Annotated in this window: 16 protein-coding genes; 11 read left to right on the top strand and 5 right to left on the bottom strand. The window is 47.8% G+C overall.

The features are described from left to right. Positions 1-54: 54 nt before the first annotated feature. On the top strand, positions 55-681 hold the full coding sequence (locus tag C1T21_RS01575; protein ID WP_029515856.1) for a nitroreductase family protein: 627 nt from the start codon (positions 55-57) through the stop codon (positions 679-681). A gap of 55 nt (positions 682-736) precedes the next feature. Beyond that, positions 737-1,687, top strand: a complete 951-nt coding sequence (locus C1T21_RS01580; protein ID WP_103046931.1) for a ring-cleaving dioxygenase — start codon at positions 737-739, stop codon at positions 1,685-1,687. A 92-nt stretch (positions 1,688-1,779) separates the two neighbouring features. Here the strand turns inward: C1T21_RS01580 and C1T21_RS01585 are convergent, their stop codons facing one another. Together C1T21_RS01585 and C1T21_RS01590 are read right to left on the bottom strand one after the other, a co-directional pair. Next, positions 1,780-5,145 (bottom strand): DEAD/DEAH box helicase, encoded by a 3,366-nt coding sequence (locus C1T21_RS01585; protein ID WP_103046932.1) that lies wholly within the window; start codon positions 5,143-5,145, stop codon positions 1,780-1,782. A gap of 166 nt (positions 5,146-5,311) precedes the next feature. Continuing rightward, positions 5,312-6,262: a macrolide 2'-phosphotransferase gene (locus C1T21_RS01590; protein WP_103046933.1), complete on the bottom strand. Its 951-nt coding sequence runs from the start codon at positions 6,260-6,262 to the stop codon at positions 5,312-5,314. Positions 6,263-6,595: 333 nt separating this feature from the next. On the opposite strand from C1T21_RS01590, the gene C1T21_RS01595 reads away from it, so the two are divergent. Then, positions 6,596-7,684: a site-2 protease family protein gene (locus C1T21_RS01595; protein WP_103046934.1), complete on the top strand. Its 1,089-nt coding sequence runs from the start codon at positions 6,596-6,598 to the stop codon at positions 7,682-7,684. Between the two features lie 152 nt (positions 7,685-7,836). On the opposite strand, the gene C1T21_RS01600 is transcribed toward C1T21_RS01595, so the two are convergent. Then, on the bottom strand, positions 7,837-8,757 hold the full coding sequence (locus tag C1T21_RS01600; protein WP_103046935.1) for an AraC family transcriptional regulator: 921 nt from the start codon (positions 8,755-8,757) through the stop codon (positions 7,837-7,839). A 129-nt stretch (positions 8,758-8,886) separates the two neighbouring features. Here C1T21_RS01600 and C1T21_RS27675 point away from each other — a divergent pair, with 129 nt between their 5' ends. From C1T21_RS27675 to C1T21_RS01635, 7 genes are all read left to right on the top strand, one after another. Then, positions 8,887-9,099 carry an MFS transporter gene (locus tag C1T21_RS27675; protein WP_223822008.1) on the top strand — a complete coding sequence of 71 codons (213 nt, stop codon included), beginning with the start codon at positions 8,887-8,889 and terminating at the stop codon, positions 9,097-9,099. Further along, a complete protein-coding gene (locus C1T21_RS01610; RefSeq protein WP_103046936.1) occupies positions 9,099-11,105 on the top strand; it encodes a beta-galactosidase in 2,007 nt (668 codons plus the stop codon). The genes C1T21_RS27675 and C1T21_RS01610 overlap by 1 nt, the downstream gene beginning before the upstream one ends. A gap of 133 nt (positions 11,106-11,238) precedes the next feature. After that, positions 11,239-13,038 carry a sensor histidine kinase gene (locus C1T21_RS01615; protein ID WP_103046937.1) on the top strand — a complete coding sequence of 600 codons (1,800 nt, stop codon included), beginning with the start codon at positions 11,239-11,241 and terminating at the stop codon, positions 13,036-13,038. Continuing rightward, entirely contained in the window at positions 13,035-14,102 is a 1,068-nt protein-coding gene (locus C1T21_RS01620; protein WP_103046938.1) for a response regulator transcription factor, read from the top strand. Before C1T21_RS01615 ends, C1T21_RS01620 begins: the two co-directional genes overlap by 4 nt. Before the next feature lie 219 nt (positions 14,103-14,321). Next, a complete protein-coding gene (locus tag C1T21_RS01625) occupies positions 14,322-15,602 on the top strand; it encodes an ABC transporter substrate-binding protein (protein WP_103046939.1) in 1,281 nt (426 codons plus the stop codon). A gap of 38 nt (positions 15,603-15,640) precedes the next feature. Further along, positions 15,641-16,525 (top strand): carbohydrate ABC transporter permease, encoded by an 885-nt coding sequence (locus tag C1T21_RS01630; protein WP_023986930.1) that lies wholly within the window; start codon positions 15,641-15,643, stop codon positions 16,523-16,525. After that, positions 16,522-17,349, top strand: coding sequence for a carbohydrate ABC transporter permease (locus C1T21_RS01635; protein WP_103046940.1), 828 nt, complete (start codon positions 16,522-16,524; stop codon positions 17,347-17,349). The genes C1T21_RS01630 and C1T21_RS01635 overlap by 4 nt, the downstream gene beginning before the upstream one ends. Positions 17,350-17,740: 391 nt before the next feature. Here the strand turns inward: C1T21_RS01635 and C1T21_RS01640 are convergent, their stop codons facing one another. Beyond that, positions 17,741-18,127: a hypothetical protein gene (locus C1T21_RS01640; RefSeq protein WP_103046941.1), complete on the bottom strand. Its 387-nt coding sequence runs from the start codon at positions 18,125-18,127 to the stop codon at positions 17,741-17,743. A gap of 173 nt (positions 18,128-18,300) precedes the next feature. On the opposite strand from C1T21_RS01640, the gene C1T21_RS01645 reads away from it, so the two are divergent. Then, positions 18,301-19,347, top strand: coding sequence for a hypothetical protein (locus C1T21_RS01645; protein ID WP_103046942.1), 1,047 nt, complete (start codon positions 18,301-18,303; stop codon positions 19,345-19,347). Between the two features lie 269 nt (positions 19,348-19,616). Here the strand turns inward: C1T21_RS01645 and C1T21_RS01650 are convergent, their stop codons facing one another. Next, on the bottom strand, positions 19,617-22,916 hold the full coding sequence (locus C1T21_RS01650; protein WP_103046943.1) for a DUF5695 domain-containing protein: 3,300 nt from the start codon (positions 22,914-22,916) through the stop codon (positions 19,617-19,619). Positions 22,917-22,995 lie beyond the last annotated feature (79 nt).

Genomic DNA, 22,995 nt, shown 5'->3' on the forward strand with positions numbered 1-22,995 from the left:
TTCTTAATTTAAAGATAATTCATTTGAAAATAATATTAAGGAGTGGAACTTAACATGAGCGAACTGGTGAATATTATTCAAGAGAGAAGATCAGCTTCTAAATTTATTCCTGATGTTACTATAGATGCAAAAGAACTAGAAGAAATATTTCAGCTGGTGAAGTTTGCTCCATCGGCTTTTAATTTACAGCATGCACGTTATATCGTAGTGCAGGATGCTGATACCAAACAAAGACTGCATGATGAGGCAAGTAAGCAGTATAAAATATTAACGGCTTCAGCGACCATTGTAGTGCTGGGGGATACAGAAGCTTATACCAAGGTAGCTGACCTCAACGAAGGATTCCTGAATTTAGGTGTCCTGAGCAAGCAGGAATATGATAGTACAGTGGAATCGGTAACTCAGTTTTATCGCGAGCGGGGACCTGTCTTCCAGAGAGAAGAAGCGATCCGTAATGCCAGCCTGTCGGCTATGCAATTTATGTTGATTGCCAAGGACAAAGGCTGGGATACATGCCCGATGATCGGTTTTGATCCGGCGAAGGTGCAGGAAGTACTGAATATTCCAGAGCAATTTGTACCGGTGATGATGATTACCTTGGGTAAAGAGGACGAATCGGGTCAGCGGGCACGGGGATACCGCAAGCCGGTTGGACAATTTGTCAGCTACAATGGATTTTGAAATTTGTAAATCATTTGTGTAAATAAATCAACATGTTAATGAAGGAGTGATAAAGATGTCATTGAAAACCGCTGGAATTCACCATATCACGTCCTTTGCAGGCGATCCGCAGGGCAACGTTGATTTTTACGCAGGCGTACTTGGTCTGCGATTGATTAAAAAGACGATCAACTTTGATGCTCCAGAAGTATACCATTTGTACTTTGGTAATGAAGAGGGCAGCCCGGGAACGATCATTACCTTTTTTCCAGCTCCGGGTACACGCAAGGGTAAGATTGGAGGCGGACAGGTCGGGATTACGACGTATGTCGTGCCGTCCGGTGCTTTGGAATACTGGGAAAACCGTCTGCACAGCTTGAAGGTATCTTTCACGAAGGCTACTCGTTTTGGCGAGTCATTCATCCAGTTCCGAGACAACGAGGGCTTGCATCTGGAGTTGGTGGAGCGGGAAGCTGGCCCGTTGAACACGTGGACAGCCGGCGGCGTGCCTACGGATAAAGCTATCAAGGGCTTTGGCGGGGCGGTACTGTACAGTGCGGATTCCAAGCATACGCAAGAGGTGTTGGAGAACCTATTGGGAATGACTCCCATCGGAGAAGACGCAAATGCAGGCTACATCCGCTATCAGGCTACAGGTGATTTGGGCAACCTGATCGACATTCCGGTCAAAGATGTCCCGTGGGGGAATGGCGGCGCCGGTACGGTTCACCATATTGCCTGGCGCGCGCAGGATGATACGGAGCATCAGGCGTGGAACGAATGGGTTCATCAGCATGGTTTTGGGACCAGTGGTATTGTAGATCGCCAATACTTCAATGCCGTATACTTCCGCGAGCGGGGCGGTATTTTATTCGAGATCGCAACCGATCCACCCGGATTTACCGTGGATGAGGAATTGAATGAGTTAGGGCACAAGCTGATGCTGCCTGAATGGTATGAGCCTCAGCGCACCCAGATTGAGTCTAACCTGGTTCCCATTGAACCTAGAGTATTAAAACAGGATTAATCTGCTCGATCCAAACAATCATATTAGAACGAAAAAGGTCCAATGCGGGAAAATTTCTACCGTAATTGGACCTTTTTTGCATGTGGAGTTGGCTAGATCATGAGCAGTTCACGAATCTCCAGCTCGGTCAGTGCCGAAAGGGTTTCTTGCCCCGGCTGAATGACCTGGTCGATCATGTTTTTCTTTTTTTGTTGTAGCTCATACATTTTATCCTCTACCGTGCCTTGGGCGACGAGACGAATAACCTGTACGACTTTTTTCTGGCCCATTCGGTGTGCGCGGTTGGTAGCCTGCTCCTCTACAGCGGGATTCCACCACAGGTCATACAGAATGACCGTATCTGCACCAGTGAGATTCAGGCCAGTGCCTCCTGCCTTTAGGGAAATCAGGAACAGCTCGCGTTCTCCTTCGTTGAAGCGACTGCACAGCTCGACTCGTTCCAGAGCGGGAGTCTGCCCATCCAGGTAAAAGTAGGACACCCCTTCTCGAGCAAGCTCGCGTCCGATCATTTGAAGCATTGTGGTGAACTGTGAAAAAATGAGTATCCGTTTCCCGGAGCTGAGACATTCCGTAATGATCTCCAAGAGCTGTTCAAATTTGGCAGAGCTACCCGTATATCCTTCGATGAACAAGCCCGGATGACAACAGAGCTGACGAAGTCGAGTCAGACCGGCGAGAATTTTGATCCGATTTTTCTGAAATCCTTCCTCGTTGAGATGCTTCAACGTTTCATGCTGGAGCTTGGCCAGATAGGCTGTATACAGCTTTTTTTGATCTGGCAGAAGCCGGGATACCTGCACGGATTCGATTTTCTCCGGCAGCTCCTTGAGGACATCGCTCTTAAGACGGCGCAGCAGAAACGGACGAACCCGCTTAGCGATCACATTTCGAGGCAGGTTGTGAAACGCTCTTTTCCCGCCGGGAAATAGCGCAGGAAATACAACGTCAAAGATGGACCACAGCTCTTCCAACGTATTTTCTACTGGCGTTCCTGTCAGGGCAAAACGGTAACGGGCTTTTACATCCTTAACAGCCTGCGCCGTCTGGGTGGCATGGTTCTTGAAAGCCTGCGCCTCGTCCAGAATAAGCGTATGAAACGATGGCTTGCTGTACACATCTGCATCGCGCCGTAGCAGCGGATAGGACGTAATGACGATGTCATAACTGGCGGCATCCCGTATGATTCGGCCGCGTTCTTCCGGGCTGCCATCTGCGATAGTGACGCGGACGTGTGGAGCGAATTTCTCCAGCTCATTCCGCCAGTTGTACACCAGTGATGCAGGGGACACGATCATGGCTGGAAGCTGCTGGCTGCGAATCTCCGGCAATACTGAGACGAGAAAGGCGATACTTTGCAGCGTTTTACCCAGCCCCATATCATCTGCCAAAATGCCCCCAAAACGGTAATGCGCCAATGTCTTAAGCCATTGAAAGCCGTAAACCTGATAATCTCTCAAGATTGGAGCAAGCATGTCTGGAACTGGAAAGTCGAGATGGTCTGGGTTACGTATATTTTCCAGCAGCTGGCGAAAGGTTTTACCCAAAGTCAGGTTTTTCCCATGATCGTGAGGATCAATTAAGTACAGTCCTTGCGTGACGGGAACACGAATTTGCGTTGCATCCAGATCGCTTTTGCGGATACCTGTTTCATTCATGAACCGAATCAATTCCTTGTACTCCTTTGTTTCCAACGGCAGCAAGGCACCATTTGGAAGACGGTGATATTTCTGTTTTTCCTCTAACGATTTGAGCAGCTTGCGAATTTCCGGTTCCGGTATGCCCTCCATATCAAATTTAAATTCAAGCCAATCCGTACGTTCATCCCACTCCGCCCGTATCCTTGGGGTAGGCAAAGTATTGTTTATTTTCGCTTTGACTGCACCTGTAGCATAGACATCCAGCAGCTTTTCCAGTTGCGGAACAGTATGGTACAAAAAATCATACTCTGCATCTTCATCTTCCATAAAATATCCGCTGTCTGTTCTGGCAAAAGAGCTATGCTCCATCAGCTCCAAAATCCGCTGCTCCTGTTCCCCATCACGTATCAGAATTCGGTCGTTACCAGGAGTTCGTGCATCTGTTTCCAGCGGGTTGATGATGATATCCCCATATTGGAACTCCAGCCCTGCCAGCAGCTTGTCTCTTACCCGGTCCAGATATAGCTTTGCCTTCAATGGCTGCTGTGTGACCCGATCTGAGACGGACCGAGTCATATGAACACGTCCGAGCTTCATTAACCCGGGTACAACCTTGTCCATAAAAGATTCCATCTGCTCTGGCGCAATCAGAACTTTTCGCCTGTGGTGTACCTCTACCATCCGTTTTAGCTCGGACAAACGCCGTAAGGGATCGGCCTTCTGTTTGACAAGCTTGCCATCGGCAATGACGACACCGTAGTCCTCCATGATGGTCAAGTCATCCAATCCTTGTATGCTTAGCTGGTAGCCTTCGGTTACGGTCCCGGCCTCATCAAATTCAAATTGCAGTGGAAGCATCAGGTCGGACTGGGGAATACCCTCGTTCATGTTTCCGTGAATTTCAAAGTAGACGCCCTGTGCTGTTGTCAGCAAGGGGAGCAGCTTTTCCCAAGCCGCAGGCGGAATGAGGAGCATTCGCTCGCCGCTCATATGACTACTGGAAGATGAATACGTGCCTGAAGTTTCCCGAATCATACGCTCATGGTGGCATACTTGGGATAATTGGTGGAGAATAGCGTCATGTTCAGGTCGGAAGCGGTACAACTCAGGCTCGTACGAGAAGCTTTTCGTGAACATGTAGCTATCCCCACGGTCAATACTATCCAGAAACGGACGAATTTTCTGGACGATATATAATCGTTTGGGGCCAGCCTTCATTTCTACACCAAACATATACTTTTGGTAACCGTAGGCAAAAGGCCGGATCACGAACTGAAAATCCAAGACCGCACGAGTATCCAGCAGGGTAGGCGTGCTGCGAAGCGGTCGCTTGCGGTCAAATAGTTTTAACATACTGTCGGTCAGCTGGAGATCCCCTTGTGTGATGTCAGAGGATCGTGCTGTTCTAGCAGTGTGATCATACGGAGCATCTGTAGATGTGTACATCCCGTCTGAATCCATGTTTCCTGCTGTATCTGGGGCAGTACCGGGATGAAGCCTGGAGGCGTAGGAGCGCACAGACAGACTTTTTCCACGGCGTATATCATGGGCGTTAAGGAGAACAGCAGCGATATGTTTGCAATATCGTCCGGTGTTCTGAAATGTGCTACAGGTGCACTCTGCTCGGATACTTCCATTGGATCGGATCATCGCCGCAACAGCATAAAAGCTGCTTCCTTTGACCGTAGCTTCGTATACCCCTTCATCATGATCTATTTGTGTAAAGGCCACTCTTTTGGCCCGGTAATAGGCATCCCCGTCGTCATAAGCAGCTTGACTGCATAGTTGTCTGATGGCTCGCCGGGTAAGTTCAAAACTCATGATTCGTAATCCTTTCCTGGGTTATTCCGTTTTCTTACATGATAACAGAACAGACAGGAGGATGGACACTTGGGTGCGAAACGTAACTTTACAAAAAAAGGAGTGCAGAAAAAAACAGGCCTTGGTCCGTCATTGAACCAAAGCCTGCCAGGTGGCTACAGCTATATTATATGTCGGGCACTCCTTCTTCTTGCTCATGGACACCCAGCGCGTTGCGTGCCATCTCCATATATTCATCTAGTCCGGATTTAAGGGCGAATTCGGCGATAAGCACAGGGTAAGCCGCGGTCAGTTCAACGATATGTTCGCTCATACGCGGCCATACACGTCCGCCTGCTGCCTCGTAAAGCTTCAATAAACGAGTAAGCTCTACTTCTCCGAACAAAGTATAGTAACTCGTAAAATCAATCGCCGGATCAGCTACTTCGGCCTCGGTCCAGTCCAGCATTCCAGTAACCTCTGTATTCGAAGAGACTAGAATATGGCCTGGGTGCAAATCGCCGTGTACAAGTGCGGAATATTCCGGCCAGTAGCTATCGTCTGCCAGCCAGGTTTGCCATCGTTGCCACAGCTCACCAGATACACCAAAGACGCGCCTTATTTCCTTCATCCGCTGGGCCATCAATTGCCGAACTTCGTCGTGCTGCTTTACGCGGACACCGAAATCTGCTGCCTGTTGGTGATCCGTCCGGTGCAACGCGGCTAAGGCTTTAGCGAGCGAAGCAACGAATCTTTCCGTCAGAGCCTCAGGATTGATGAACCATACGTAGCTTTTGGTTTCCATATCAATGGTAGCGGCAGGAGTGCCCTTCAGTTGAGGGTAGGCGATGAACTCTGGACTATACACTTGCCAATCCGGTACCGCTACAGGAAGAGTATCCCGAATCAACTGAAGCACTTTGTGCTCGTAAGCGGCTGATTGGACCACATCTGTTCGTCGCGGTGTACGTAGAACCCAAGGGGTACCCTGAATGTCTTTGGCGAATAGTGCACGGAAATCTAGCCCGGACTCGTTGAGCTCCAATCCTTCATGTAGTATGTGAAGCCCGTTGCTTTTGGCAAGGGCCAATATATCGCTAACGTCTTTTGAGTTAGTCAAGGAACGCTTTTCAGTCATATGAAACACACCTCATTGTTCAGATTTAGTTAAAAAAAAGGTAACTTAAACAAGCCTCAACCTTCCATTTAAAAAAACGGATTGAGCTTCATTGAAAAGCCTATCCTTTTATCTGAGACGCATGTAGTGAGTACACATGAAAGAGCAAACCTCCTTTACAAAATAGGGCATCTAACCCAGCACCAATATAACATCCTACATTGGAGGATGTCTACAATACGAGGAATAATATAAATGGCTACCCCGGTTCGCTTATCTGTGGGTTAGAGAAGTTTTTACAAGCTGCACATAGCAGGATACAATGGAAGTGTTAAAGAAAGGAGACGGATACTTTTGCAAAATGAAGAGAAAAAGACCGATTCCAAATCCGGCTCATCCAAATGGTACCTTGGTAGTGCAGCAGCATTGCTTCTTCTGAAAGGTAAGTCGTTACTCGCCCTATTAAAATTCAGTAAATTTGGCGGTGCGCTGATATCTATGGCGATAACGATTGGCACGTATGCGATCATTTACCCGTGGGGATTTGCGGTCGGGTTCGTGTTGCTGTTGTTTGTGCATGAGCTGGGGCATGTATTGGCCGCCAAGCGCAAAGGGCTTCCCGTGTCAGCGCCGTTATTTATTCCTTTTCTCGGTGCGCTGATTTCGATGAAACGGCATCCTTTGGATGCGCAAACAGAGGCGTATGTGGCGATGGGCGGCCCGTTACTGGGCACGGTTGGAGCCATGGCGGTATACGCAGGAGCCTATGCAATGGACAGTCCGCTATTGTATGCGCTGGCGTATGTCGGATTTTTCCTGAACCTGATCAATCTGCTGCCGATTCACCCGCTTGACGGAGGACGGATTGCTACGGCGGTGACACGCTGGCTGTGGTTGGTGGGTCTGTTGGGTGGAATCGTCGTCATTGTATATTTAAAATCCTTTTTGTTTTTCTTTATTTGGGCGCTCTTCGCCTATGATTTATACAGAAAATATGTCAAACGCAATAAAGAAGACGTCAAGGTCCAATCCCTATTGCAAAAGCCGCTGGTTAACGTACAGCATCTGTATGAGCAAGGATATCCGCTGCCCGGACCGGAGCATACGCGTAGATTATCCTTTAATACCTACTCGGATCTGGAGGGGCAGCAATATGTGACGGTGTATATGGAAAGTTTGGATGTGGAACAGACACTTCTGCTGCCACAGCAGTGTCTTGTCCAGCATGTATGGCTGAACGGTGTGGAACATATACCGACGCCGGATGCGTACCAGCTCAGATTGCTGTGTGGGATTGATTACATTCCGTTTGAAAATGATAAATATTACGAAGTGCCCGCATCATCGCGCTGGAAATTTGGCATCAGTTACTTAGCTTTGGCCGTATTCCTGATGGGGATGATGTATGTGGTGCACCAGCATATAGGGGATATTAGGCTGTGATCTGAATAATGAGTGCTTGGTCAAGATTTTAGATCATTAAGGCAACGGTACAGCTTATAGAAAATAGAGACAAAAGAGCGCGACAACCGCGATATTCGGTGTCACGCTCTTTTTTTGATTGAATAACACAGTGGAGCTTTTGCTATCCGTTCTTATATCTTAATTCTTTGTTCATCAGTAATGGGTTTTAACGTCTGGCGGTATTTAAGTGGGCTGGTGCCTGTCCAGCGCTTGAACTGTCTGCTGAAATGAGCCAGACTGGAGTATCCCAGCAGGGAAGCTACCTTGTTGAGTGGCAGATTGGGCTGTTGGATCAGCACCTTAGCCTCATGCAGCTTGGTCTCCGATAGATAGTGACGTGGAGAATAGCCGTATACCTTGCGGAACACTTCCTGGGCATAGCCAGAACTGATCCCGAGGGAAGCCGCCACATCTTCAAGACGGAACGCTTGCTCGCCAGATTCATCTTCCCGATAAGGCTTAAACCTTGATTGAATGGCTTCCATGATGGCCTTGGCATATTGAACGGATGAAGGCGCAATTCTGGGCTCCAAACCGGTAGATATCATTTGCGAGAATATCCCGAATAGCTCAAATAAGGCAATTTGCATACGAAAACGGTCTGCTGTCGTATATTCTCCGCTTTCTTGCACCATGCCAATCCAGCTATGGACGACCTTTTGCAGCTTGGTATTCGTTTCAGTACCCGCTGGAAAAAAGAGCTGATTGCTCTTAATCATTTCCTGACGGAACAATGGATCATCGACATTAAAATGAGAGCTAAAATAGTACATGCCGTTTGGGGATACACATTGACTCACATGCTTGAAACCCGGCGGAATAATTAAAATATCACCTTCCCCAACCGAATATACGTTATTTTCCATAATCGTTTCCTGACGACCTTCTAAAATGAGTACAATTTCAAAACCGATATGAGACTCCTCTGGCATGCACCAATCCGCTTTGACCCGGTGAATATGGGCGCCAAAAAATTTCACATTCCAGTCAATAATGGGCAGCCATTGGCAATCATGAAATAGAGCTGGATCAACATCAGGATTTAATATCATCAGATCACCTTCGATTAGGGCAAATTTTACACCGCTTAGACAATCTCATTGTATCTAACATTTAACTATAATAAAAGAGCGTTTACAAATGCTATAGTATAAGCTTTTATATAAAAGAAAGCGCTTGCGTTGCTATTTTATACGGATTATGTCGGCATTTCTATTATCGGTACTTTATTCGTACTAGCCCGTATATGGGATGCACTTAGCGCTCCGATCTTCGGCGTGATCATTGACCGGGCCAATCTAAAGGGCGGCTTGGTTCGTCTATATCTTGCACTTCGGAGCGATTGGAATCGGATTTTGCAAAATCCTGATAAACCTAATTGGAGGACGACTTGATGAAAAAGCTACTGTACGGTGTTGCTTATTATGATGAATATATGCCATATGACCGTTTGGACCAGGATATCCAAATGATGAAGGATGCGGGCATCAACGTGGTGCGGATTGCCGAATCCACTTGGAGTACGCATGAACCGCAAAATGGCGTGTTTGATTTTACCTCTGTGGATCGGGTGCTGGACGCCATGCATAAGGCGGGCATCGAAGTCATTGTGGGGACGCCCACCTATGCCGTGCCCACATGGCTGGTGAAGGAGCATCCCGATGTATTGGCGACAACGCCTCAAGGCCCGGGCAAATATGGGGCTCGCCAGATTATGGACATTACGAACCCGGTCTACCTGTTCCATGCCGAGCGAATCATACGCAAGCTGATTGGACGGGTGAGTCAGCATCCGGCGGTCATTGGCTTTCAGACGGATAACGAGACGAAGCATTACAACACAAGCGGGCCCAATGTGCAATTGCAATTTGTAAAGTATTTGCGGGAGCGGTTCGAATCGCTGGAGGAGCTAAACCGCAAATTTGGTCTGGACTACTGGAGTAATCGCATCAATAGCTGGGAGGACTTTCCTTCGGTGGTCGGAACGATTAATGGAAGTTTGGGCGCAGCCTTTTCCCAATTCCAGCGCAAGCTTGTGACGGACTTTCTGGCATGGCAGGTCGCGCTGGTGAAGGAATATAAGCGGGAGGACCAATTTGTTACGCAAAACTTTGATTTTGAATGGAGAGGTCATTCCTTTGGTGTTCAGCCAGACGTGGATCACTTTGCGGCATCGCAAGCCTTTGATGTGACTGGGGTGGATATTTACCATCCATCACAGGATGACCTGACTGGCATTGAAATTTCCTTCGGTGGCGATGTAGCGCGTTCGACGAAAAATAACAACTATCTAGTGCTAGAAACGGAAGCGCAGGCCTTTACCCACTGGGTTCCCTATCCGGGGCAATTGCGTCTACAAGCGTTCAGCCATCTGGCTTCCGGGGCCAATATGGTGGCATACTGGCACTGGCATTCCATCCATAATTCCTTCGAAACCTACTGGAAGGGTCTGCTGAGCCATGATTTTGAGCCGAATCCGGTGTATGAGGAAGCACAGACCATAGGGAAGGATTTTGCAAGATTGTCTCCGCATCTGGTCAACCTGAAAAAGAAAAATAAAACGGCGATTCTGGTCAGCAACGAAGCATTGACGTCGATTGACTGGTTTAAATTTAATATGAGCAGCCCGTTGAATTACAATGACATCGTACGTCGTTTGTATGACGAGTTGTATAAACTGAATATCGGGACGGATATCGTTCATCCAGGTACAGAATCGTTTGACGACTATGATCTCTTGATCGTCCCGGTCCTCTATTCTGCCCCAGACGCACTACTGGAGAAGCTGAACCGATATGTGGAAAAAGGTGGTCATGTCGTATACACATTCCGAAGCGGATTTACCGACGAGCATGTGCAGGTAAGAACGTCCCGGCAGCCGGGCGTGATTAGCGAAGCCTGCGGCATTCATTACAGCTTGTTCGTGGAGCCAAAGAAGGTGACGCTTAAGAATAATCCTTTTGAGGTGGCACCAGAGGACAATCAGGTAGATACGTGGATGGAGCTGATTACCCCGACGACCGCCGAAGTGTTGGCCTATTACGATCACCCGCATTGGGGAAAATATGCCGCGATTACGCAAAACCGCTATGGTCAAGGAACAGCGACCTACATCGGCTGTATCGTCAGCCCGGCGGTCATCCGCGAACTATTCAGCTCTGTAGCCAAAAAGGCGGGAGTATGGGGAGTGGATCAGGAAACGTCTTATCCGATCATTGTTAAATCCGGCACGAATGAGCTGGGACGGACAATCCGGTACTATTTTAACTATTCCGAACAAGCAGGCTCGGTGGTATATCCGCATGGAGACGGCAAGGAACTGATTGGGGAGCATGTAGTTACCCAAGGACAAACGCTTACATTAGAGCCTTGGGGTGTTATAATTATCGAAGAAGCGTAAATGATGAATAGTGAGCCACAACCGACTCACGAATAATATCATATAGGTATTCCCCGGGAGTATCCGGTACATGAAGCGCCCCTGCGAATTGCGGGGCGTTTTCGCATATGGCTGAATAGAGGAGTGCATCGCTATGACAACCCGAGCAGTCCGCTGGTTCCGGGCGCTGACGGCCCCGTATCGACGCAGCATTCAGCTCAAGCTGATCTTGACGATGATTGTTCTATCTGTGCTGCCGGTCATTGCTGTCACGGTGCTGGCTGCGGAAAAAAGTAGAGCTTCCATGGAAGCTGAAGTAGTAGAGACGAATATGTCCAATATGAAATGGACGGGGATCTATATCAGCGACCAGCTAGATCGTCTGAATCATCTGATTTACAGCATTCAGATCAGCCCTGATCTGAGCGATTATTTGAATGAGCGCGAGCCTGACAATCTTTCAAGCCAATTTAATGCCCAGCGAAAAATGCTGAATACGATGGCGAATGTGTATTATTCGGCCGGAAGTCATGTGATCGGCATCCAGCTTTATTTGAAGCAATCGCAAACCTTGTTTACCTTCAATAGTATGCAAAATGAAATTACGACAGTGAGCGGTATTCCCCCACAGTATGCCGAGATGTGGCAAGCGAATAAGGATTATTCGATTCGTCCAAGCTCTGCTGACCCGGAACGCTTTACTTTGACGCGCAGTATTCGGCGTTTTGAAGACCAGAAGCAGACGGGGGCTATTTCTTTGGATGTATTGTGGTCGCAATTCGATCAGACGCTGGGCCTCCTGGGACGAGGGGATCAGCATCAGGTGCTTATTACAGATGCAGATGGCAGGGTTATGTATCCAGCACAGGCTCGGCAGTCGCCTCCTCCTGCAAGTGTGCTGTCAGCTCTTCGTGACGTTAAGCCGGGCGCAGGGATGATTCAAACTGCTGAACATTATGTGTTCTATAATGATCTGGATGTAGTTGGGCTGAAGCTGGTCAAAATCGTACCCACTTCCTCCATTAACCACAGCGCTTTTTCAACGATGCTGTATGGTATTATCGTCGGCGTGATTTCAATCCTGGTTTCCATTTGCATTGCCGTTTTCATCGCATGGCGGACTGCACGTCCGATTGTTCATTTGGCGCGTTCCGTACAGGAGCTGGATATGATCAAAGGACCGATTGGACAGCCAAGTACACGCCCGGATGAGATAGGGCTGCTGGAAAGAAGTCTGCATGGGATGGCAGGCCGAATTCGCGAACATATTCAGGCGGAATACAGTATAAATTTGCAAAAAAAGACGGCTGAATTGAAAGCGCTCCAAGCGCAGATTCATCCACATTTTCTACAAAATACGCTGCAAATGATCGGAAGTATGGTGTTTTCGCAAAAGCCGGAGGACACCTATGAAGTCATTCGGTCGCTGAGTGAGATGTTCCGTTACGTGGTACGGGAACCTCAGGATTTGGCCTCTTTACGCGCAGAGCTCGACCATGTGGGACACTATATGCGCATCCAGCAACGGCGATTTCCACAAAGATTGGTGTTTCAGGTGGAGACGGAAGAACAGGCGATGGATATTCGTCTGCCTAAGCTATCACTTCAGCCATTGTTGGAAAACGCGTTTCAGCACGGTCTTGACCGAAAGGCGGGGGCATGGAGAATGGGGATTCGGGTGGAGATTATGAAAGAAGATGTGTGTATTACGGTTTGTGATAATGGAAACGGCATGGCCCCGGACAAGCTGGAAAAAGTACGGGCAAAGCTGGAAAACGCGTCGGAGGAACCGATCTGGGCGCAGGGTAGTCATATCGGATTGAGCAATGTGTCTTCACGCATACGGATGAATTTTGGAGTGCGCTACGGAGTGACGATAGATAGTGAGCAGGGAGTCGGTACACGTGTCACCGTCCGCATTCCATTTAGCTCAGCAGAGGAGGGAAAAGTATGATCAGAGTATTAATTGTGGACGATGAGCCGTGGAACCGCGATATTCTAAAGACATTTGGCACATGGGAGAAACTTGGAATGTTGGTAGTGGGTGAGGCTGAAGACGGAGACGAGGCGTTCAGGCTGGTCGGGGAGTTAGCTCCCCATATTGTGATTACTGATATGCACATGCCGGGTGCGGACGGAGTGGAGTTGCTGCAAGCGCTAAATAACCATTGTCCTGATGTAAAAATCATTGTCGTGAGCGGATATGATGACTTTGCGTATGCCAAACATGCCATCCGTTACAAGGCCGTCGATTATTTGTTAAAGCCAGTCAATCCTGCAGAGCTGAATGCAGTGTTGCTCAAATGCAAAAACGATCTGGAGGTCAAGGCTGCTGAACAGCAGCAAGAAGCGACGGAGCTGGATTATGAGTTTTTTCACAAGCTGACCCGGTATAAGCAACTGCTGCGTCTTTATTTTAATGAGTTGAACCGTGACGGGGTGAACATAACTTGTAGGCAGGTTATGCAGGAGCTGGAGAGTTATGGAGCACCAAGTCCACCTATGCTGGGCAGGCTGGTGCAGGAGCTTCTTTCCCTGCTAAAAGAGCTCACAGCGGATAACGGGCTAGATACTTCTACGGCAAAGGCAGGATTCCCACTGTCGCAGGATGCCGTATCCTCTGTAGAACATGCGCTGGAATTCGTATCGTCGTGCTATGTTCAGGAACTGGATCAGCTCATTCGGCAGCGGAAATACAAAAACAAACTGAATTTAGAAGAGGTACGGCGATATATCGACAGTCACTTTGCTGGGCCGATTACACTGGAGCAGTTGGCAAAAAACTTTTTTGTGAGTAAAGAGTATATGAGTAAGGTATTTAAGCAGGAGTATGGTCAAAATGTAACGGACTACATCGTAGAGCGAAGAATGGAAAACGCGCGGGAATGGCTGGTCAATAAACAGATTTCAATTAAAGCAGTCGCGGAGATGGCAGGATATGAGGATGTGTCTTATTTCTATCGGGTATTTAAAAAGCATTTTGGCATGGCACCCGGTGAAATGAGGAAGGAAGTTTAAAAAAGTCCAATCCAACAAGCTAAGGGCGTCCAATGGCAGAAGTGACCTCCCGCCTTATAATGAAAGCGTATACAAAACGAGCAGTACAAAGGAATTTGTCCTTTATGAAGTTCGCCCAGAGCTGAATAGAGGTTGAAGACCGGCGGCATAGCTGCTTTGAATAACAACTGATTTGCCGATGGGTAACAGTTATTTTCAAAATAGGGGAGGTCATTTTGAATGAAAGTGTGGAAAGGTGTATTGAGCACGATGCTGGTTGGCACGTTATTGGCCGGGTGTGGAGCGAATTCTTCAGGCAGTGACAGCAGCGGTTCCGGTGGAGACGGCAAAACGGTGAATCTCAAAATGTTTATTGCTCAGCCCCGTTTGAAGGAGCACTACGATAAATACATTAATGCTTTCGTAGCGAAAGAGAAGAAAGATAAAAATATCGACGTTACGGTGCAACTGGAGATGCCACCTGCTGACAACGCCGCACAAATTTTGAAGACAAGACTCGCATCCAACGATGCGCCGGACGTATTTGCATTACACGCGGTGAATGAAATTCCTCCGTTTTATAAAGCGGGCTATTTGGAGGATTTGTCCGGTCAGCCTTTTGTTAACAAATTGATGGATAGTGTGAAGCCTTCGGTGACAACCAAAGACGGAAAGGTCGTAGCGGTTCCTTTGGAGACGATCTCATGGGGCTACTTGTACAATAAAAAGATATTTAAGGATTTGGATTTGCAGCCGCCGGGAACGTTGACCGAAATGAAGGCTGTGGTCGAGAAGCTGAAAGCGAATAATGTGAAACCGTTCCTGTTGTCCTACAAGGAATCCTGGATTCCACAGCTGTTTGTGCCTTTGACAGCAGGTGCGATGATGAACACACAGAATAAAGATTTTATCGAACGGATGAATCAGGACCAAGGCTCCTTTTCCGAAATGAAGAGCATGTTCGATATTATTGATCTGGTGAATAGCAACGGTACTGACAAGGCGCTGGAAATCGGCGGGGATGATGGATCGGCTGCGTTTGCCTCGGGTAAAGCGGCGATGTGGATTCAGGGACCGTGGTTTGCAGAAACGATTTTAAAATCGGATCCGAAGATGGATTTTGGGGTAGCACCGCTGCCGATTAATGACGATCCCAATGCGACATTGATCAATTTGTCCACTTCGACTTCGCTGGCTGTATCCTCCACAAGCAAGAACAAGGAGGTTGCGCTCGATTTTGTTAACTATGTGCTGGATGACAAGGATTCTAGCGCGTTCTATGAAGCATTGAAATTTAACCCGATCTCCAAAGTGCATACGTTTAAAAGCTATCCTTGGGTTAATGACGCTACCGAATACGTGAAAGCAGGCAAGTCGTACCAAGATCCATCTATCCCGCAAGCGGTCAAGGACGAGGCAGGCAAATCGCTACAATCCTATTATGCTGGTCAGCTCTCGCAGGATGACGTCATTAAGGCGCTGGATAAGGCATGGAAATCGTATAACAAAGTGAACAAGTAACGGTAACCTATAGAATTACACCAGGAGGGAGAGACTCCATGCCTTTTAAAATCTATAAAAAATACGTCATGCTACTGGCGTTTACGGCCCCGGCGCTGATCTTTTATGCTATCTTCCTGCTCATTCCAACGATCAGCGGCATGTACTACAGCTTTACAGACTGGAACGGATTGAATCCCAATTACAGCTTTATCGGCTTGGGGAACTTTGTGGAATCGTTGAAGGAAGACCCCGATTTTCTCAATTCCCTTTGGTTCACCCTTAAATACGTATTGGTCATGATTGTGCTGCAAAATGTGCTGGCGCTGGCACTGGCAGTGTTGATTGAGTCGCGTACGCGTACCAAAGGATTTTTCCGGACAATATTTTTCATGCCCAATATGATCAGTACCATTATTAGCGCATTTATGTGGACATTCGTTTTTTCTTCCGTGCTGCCACAGATCGCCGAAAAGACGGCTATCGCTTTTCTGGGCCAATCGTGGCTGGGCGACCCGAAAGTATCTTTCTTCTCTATCATTATTGTATCGCTCTGGAATGGTGTCGGTTATATGATGATCATCTATCTGGCTGCGCTTCAAGGTGTACCACAAAGCTTGAAGGAGGCTGCTATTATTGACGGGGCGAACGCATTTCAGACATTGCGAAGCGTAACGATGCCGATGATTACTCATGCGATTACGATCTGTTTCTTCCTGACGCTGAATGGTGCCTTCAAGGTGTATGAGGTCGTATACGGATTGACTGGCGGGGGGCCGGGGCGCAGTACACAGGTGATTACGATGAACATTTATGAGGAGGCCTTCTCCAACAACTTCCGTTATGGTTATGCGAGTGCCAAATCCGTTATTTTGTTCGCGATCGTTCTAATCTTCACCCTGATTCAGCTGCGTGTCATGAAGAAGAGGGAGGTGGAGGCATGAGGCTGAAGAAAGCCAATTCCTTGCTGATTACGCTGATTCTGTGCGTGGGCGCTGTCGTGTCCTTCTTCCCAATCTACATGGCGGTAATTAATTCGTTCAAAACACAGGGCGAGATGTTTGCATCCTTTACGGCGCTGCCGACGAAGCTTCACTTTGAAAATTACAGTCAGGCTTTTCATCAGACTCATTTGCTGAACAGCGCCCTTAATTCCACGATTATTTCTTTTATCGGCATTGGTGGCATTGTGATCTGTTCGGCACTGGCAGGCTACAAGCTGTCTCGTACACAGGGAAAACTGAGCAGTTCGATTTTCTTCCTGTTTGTCGCATCGATGCTGGTGCCGTTCCACTCTATCATGATACCGCTTACACGAATGGCGAAAGATTTGTCCGTTCAAGGCAGTACGTACGGCTTGGCCCTGATCTATATCGGCTTGGGTGTGAATATGGCGATCTTTTTGTATCATGGATTCGTCAAATCCATCCCGCGTGAGCTGGAAGAATCCGCACAAATGGATGGCTGTAATGAGTTTCAAACGTTCTTTCGCATTATATTTCCTTTGCTGCTGCCGATCACAGTTACCATCGCGATTTTGGATTTTCTGTGGATTTGGAACGACTTTTTGCTTCCATTGTTGATGCTGACGGATGTGAACCATTACACCCTGATTCTCTCGACCAATATGCTGTTTGGAGAGTACAACAAGGATTGGTCGCTTATTCTGGCCGCACTCGTGCTGACCTCCATCCCGGTTATCCTGATCTATGCCTTCTTTCAGAAATTCATTATGGAGGGCATCGCAGAGGGAGCGGTTAAGGGATAAGGTGGAAAGCCTTCCTATCAACAGGGAAGGCTTTTTCTCTGATTCAGCTTTTTTCGCGCCAACGTTTCAATAAAAAGATAGGAAGGGTTATAAACAAAATTGCAAAGGCTACAATGATCCACCACTGAGGGTCAATGATATACAAACGACTCCGATCAGCAGAACTGTTGTTATTATGGAAATTCTCACTTTCAACATTGTTTTCTTACTCACCCTAGCTTCTAATTTTGACAGCGTTATGAGGGTGATTGCAGTTAACGCAGCAAAAAATATGGAGGTAAATGAATTATAGATAATACCAACTCCTTGATCTAATTACTCACCCCGGATTTGTTTGGATTTAATGTATAAAACAACAATCCTCCATTAAGACAACTTTCACTTCGAGAAATTAGCTGATAATAAAAAATAAAAGCGAAATGATGATCAAAAATAGATATATACTGGAAATCCGTTTTCCGATCGTAGCTCCAAACTCTTTAGGATTTTTATATCCAATGATTAAACTGGGAATAAAAAAAATACTGGATAGAAAAACGGTGTAGTGAAACCTAGTATTATCAACACTGTTAGACCAGGCGGGCAATCCTAAAAAGGAAAGCAGCTGGTCTCCCAATATGTAATTGCCAAACTCGAAAGAAAAAACCATGCCAAGAAGAGATAAAAGCAGTGAAAGTGATCCCCAACCTATTTTTTTTCTGTTTTTTCTCAACAATTCAAAGATAATTAGTAAAATTACAATTGCTTGTATGCTGTATGTCAACATGATTGAAAACATAAAGTACCTCCTCGAACATTAGAATCCAATGATAAGATGTCAATTTCGGAAATGAGTATACCATTTTTTGGAATGTTTTTATATGCTTTTCAATACAGCGATCGTAAGATCAAATGGAACGCGAAGCGTCTCTAGCCATACAATATTTCATCTGAATGTAAAAGGAGATGATTATGTTGGCTACCTTCTCGGCCGCGCTTCAAGTGAAAAAGCGGATGGCCAAGCGAGTCTTAAAAATGTCCGGTGTCCACGGCATTGGCGTAGGATACAGGGACCCGGCCCATCCCAAAAAGGGAGCCGCTGTCATTGTGTATACGGACCGTCTAGCGTCGGCCTCTACTGGACTCCTGTCGGCCACCGCCTTAGGAAAGAAAACGAACGTTCCAGTCCGAATTGTAAAAACTGGAAAGATCAGAGCCAATGCCACGGACTACAAAGTGCGCATACGCCCGGTCATCGCCGGCTACAGTGTCGGGACGATTGAAGGCTCCGGTTCAACCGGACTCATCGTCGCCCCAACTGGAGCGCCGGCGACGCGTTATCTTTTTAGCAATAACCATGTCCTCAATCCCTCCAATACAGACAATCGGGAGGCTACAATACAGCCAGGCGGAGCCGATGGGGGGACGGTTACTCAGGATCGTATAGGAAGGCTGTATCGTTACGTACGCTTGAATCCCACCGGTACAAACCTGATTGATGCGGCGCTTTCGCTTCCGACCCGTAACAACCTGCTCAATCCGCGTTATGCTACGGTAGGAGCGATTCCAGGTCATGTTACCGCATATCGCATAGGAGAAAGATTGAAGAAGGTTGGGCGTACGACCGGACGGGTCAATGGCACGGTAGAGTCCGTCTATACGGACCTGCAAATCAATTATGGCAGAGAGTTGGGCTTACTGACCTTCGAGGATCAGACGGTTATTAGAGGTACGACTCCCGTATCACTACCTGGGGATTCTGGCTCTGTATGGCTCAGACAGTCAGATAATTATGCAGCTGCGGTCAACTATGCAGGCACGGCAGATGGTCGCTTATCCATAGCCTTTCCGGTGCAGTGGGCGATGCAGGTATTCAACACACGGATAGCCCGCCCCAACGGGGCAGGCAGTGTGCTCAGGGTAGATACAGGTTCTTCCCCTCGCTCCTATACTAGGCAACTTACCAGTGAGGAACTGGTTCGCTTAAGACCAAGAACGACACGCATTAGACGAAGCTAAACGCCCTCCAGATGGAAAAGCTGCCGCTGATCGTCCCAATAAAGCGGTCGCTTTAAAAGCTTTCCGAAGGACTGCTTGCTTCGGAAGCATCATCTCCCCGGATTTCTCCCCTGATTATAGACTTAACTTAAGTAATCCGGGGGTGGAGCTAATATAGGAAGAATCATTCACGATACCAATCATTTACGACGATAATGATTCACGACGCAAATCATTCACGGTACAAATCATTCATAATCTAAAACGTTAACGGCATGAATGAATACATTCTAATCTGCTCCTTCAGCATATGAATGGGCTCCCACATCATGGGCTGTAATGATGCTGCTTGCTGAGGCCAAGCCCCGGATTTCCTGAGCGGTTAGGGCTCTGTTGTAAATAATCAGTTCATCCACTGCACCGTTCAGGTAGGGATCATCAAACTGGGATTTCCCAATGTAGTTCCGGTCTGTCAGTCCAAGGCTGGAAGGCTTGAGCGTCATGTTCGTGTTACGCGTCGCCTCTACACCGTCCAGATACATCATTCCAGTATTGCCTGACAAAGTCACGGCGACATGCTTCCAAACCCCTGTTGCCAGCTCTGGCGCATTCAACTGTTGTTCCTCTCCGTTCCCCGAGACAGTGATAGCAAAGCGCATACCGGTTCCCTCGGCTTTGGGTGTCAAAAACATATACCGATTCGTGCCTGCTCCAAAATCAAACAGGCGTGCCCAGCCGTTATGCGTGTTCACCCGTACCCACGCGGCAATCGTAAAGTCATTTAGGCTGCTAACGATACCACCGGGCAGGCTAGCATAGGCGTCTGTACCGTTAAAGTGCAGGGCATTGCCTTTCCGTCCGGCTCCCCACGCACCTCCATTTACACTGGCCTGCTGTCCATAACCTGACGAATCGGCAGCGGTAGATCCGGCCGTTTCGTCAAATTCATAACGGGCTACAATGTCTCCGGCGGGAGACGGGTTGTCTGTACTCGACTGGATACGGATATCATAGTTGGCTGCCGTACCGATATTCAGTCTGACCGTGGTCGTAGAGCTGTTAGCAGCCGTGACTGATCCGTTTTTTGTGCCGTCTACGAGCACGTCATACGTACCTGCCGCAAGTCCGGTCAAGCTCATAATGGTGGTGTGAGTCGTGCCTGGAGTCGTGTTTTTCAGCGTCAGGCGGATGCTGTTCTTGGACTTAGTCACGATGGCCGAGCTATATTGGTCCCGATTCAGCTCCAAACTCAGCTTTTGGGTGATCAGATGCAGTCGCTGGAATACACCGTCTTTTGGAGTGATCGCGTAGCTGTTACTGCTTTCTGTAACGTCACAGCCATAGCCGAACAAGCCGAATATTGGATCTACAGCAACATCCGAGCTTAGGATTTTAATGGCTCCAAACAGCCCCAGATCGGCTTCCCCGGACATCCCGCGCCATCCGTTAAAGAGGGGGCCGCCGTCCAGACCGAGTGCGCCATAATTGCCCTTGCCCGCCTGATATGTCCACGACACCGCCCCGATATTGGCAGGATCAGAGCTGATCTGTCCCGAGTTAATCGCCCCGATGTTCGCCAGCTTGGCGGCATAGGACAGACGCTGATCCACTTCGGGCTTGGACGAATGCCGACGTGTCCAGTCATCCATCGCATAGCCGGCCAGTGAAGTGGTGTACTGGAAGTTCCACCAATTCTCTCCGGTGATGGTGACCGGATCGGCGTAATAGTACCAGACAGGCATATGACCGCGTGCAGCACGCGTTTTGGCGTTGATTTTGCTCATCATTGTCGTGTTGTTGTTCATTTTGGCGAGTGTATATACGGCTTCTTCACCTGTATTGTCATAGTTATACTCAGAGCCATAAGGATAGGTGGTGTTTTTGAAATTGTTGTACTTGGTAGCCATTTTGGCAATCAGGTCGTTAGCCTCGGTGGTCAAGCCTTCTTCCTGAAGCGCTTTAATAATATCAGGTGTAGTTAGCTCACCCATGAGTCCCGTGTTCCAGTTATAAGCAACAGGGCCTTCATACAACGCTTTAAAAATACGATAAGCACGTAGCAAATATGTGTTTTTGCTATTGCGATAGCTGATCAGGTTGGGATACAGATTGGCAAGTTTATACATGTTAAAAAATGTATTATAAATGTGCGGATAGGCATAGCCCCGGTACGTTGGTGTTGTATTAGGCTGCGGCATCAGGAAATCAGGAACCAGATAATCGGTATGATGGCCTTCCATCAAATTCGTCCAGATGGCCACCTCCAAATAATCATCGACTGCCTTGATTTCAGATGCTACAGGCTTCTGAACGTTTTTCTCCGCCAGAAACTGGCCGTGAGTTAGTCCCCAATCATCACCCCAGCCCCAGTAGCCAGCAAAGCTGTTGCGTTTGGCCTTGTATTGCATCATCCAGTCATCAAAGACCTTGTCCCTCAGGTCGCCCGGCACGTTCCATTGGGTGCTGTTGACCATGAAGGTAGAGTGACGCTGAAGTGCAGCTTCGACTGGCTCGATGGCATAGAACTGGAGAACGGTTTTTTCGCCGTTACCATAGTTTACCGTAATATTGTTATGTCCCAGTCGTCCCAGTGTAAGTTCATATATTTTATGGTTTGTAGGGGCAGTTTCCAGATAGCTGATGGTCGTTTCAGAGGGATATTGCGCTGTGACAGAGGTAATGGATTTGCTGGTATGCAGATCAAATTTGGCCTTGAGATTCGTCGGGAAAATCATACCCGGAACCACGGTCACGTCCACATGTCCCTCACTGTACAGCCTGTCCTTTACAGCCTGCTCGTCCGCTACCTTATAAAATTTAAAGGCATACGTTTTGCTTTCACCAGGAGCCAGCGACAGACTGGTGCTTCCGAGATAGCCACGGTTGGTGCTCTTGATGACATTGGAGTGGATATAGAACACATTCAGTCCTTCGGACCAGCCACCTTGCTCCATAGCCCAAGTGCTGCCGGGATGCTCCTCAGTTCTCCAATGGTCCTGATATTCGAGACCAGCACCCGTTGAGGCATCAGGGATTAGCAGTACATACGGTCCGATGCCGCTAGGTCGTCCAGCGGTAATAAAGGAGCTGTTATGGCCTACAAAGGAGTGTGAGAGTACTCTGGTTTCATAAATTTGTTCATTATTGCCACCGGACCAGTACTCGTTAAACGGAAGCGGCAGTCCCCAATCTCCGATCTCCAGCGTTTGATTAGAGGTGTTTGTTACTTTCATTTGCCAATGCAAATAATCGTTAACCAACGAATAAGTTTCATGTAAAATGAAATTACGTATTCCCTGATTGTTTGATGAATTCTGATAGGCTACCTGGACACTGTTTCCAGAAGAGGTGATCTGGCGCGCATCAGCAGAATTACTTGTCCATGCCCGAGTCCACGCTCCGTTGCCGAGACGATAGGTGAACATGAGTTCACCCAGCCACTGATGATCCGACGTATTCTGTTTAGGTGCGTTGGAGCTGTTCATGACATAGTTGGTATTAAAAGTGTCCCCTACCAGCCGTAAGGAAGAGAGATCGCCGTAATCTCCGACAGAGATGGAGAACACTTGATTAGATAGTTGTACTGCCATGCTATCAACCTCCTAACAAAGGTTCGTGAGCGTGCTCACTACGTTAATATATGTGTGAGAAATACTTTTGCTACCCTAT

Origin of the sequence: Paenibacillus sp. F4, from assembly GCF_002894905.1 — a bacterium.
Lineage (GTDB): Bacteria > Bacillota > Bacilli > Paenibacillales > Paenibacillaceae > Paenibacillus > Paenibacillus polymyxa_B.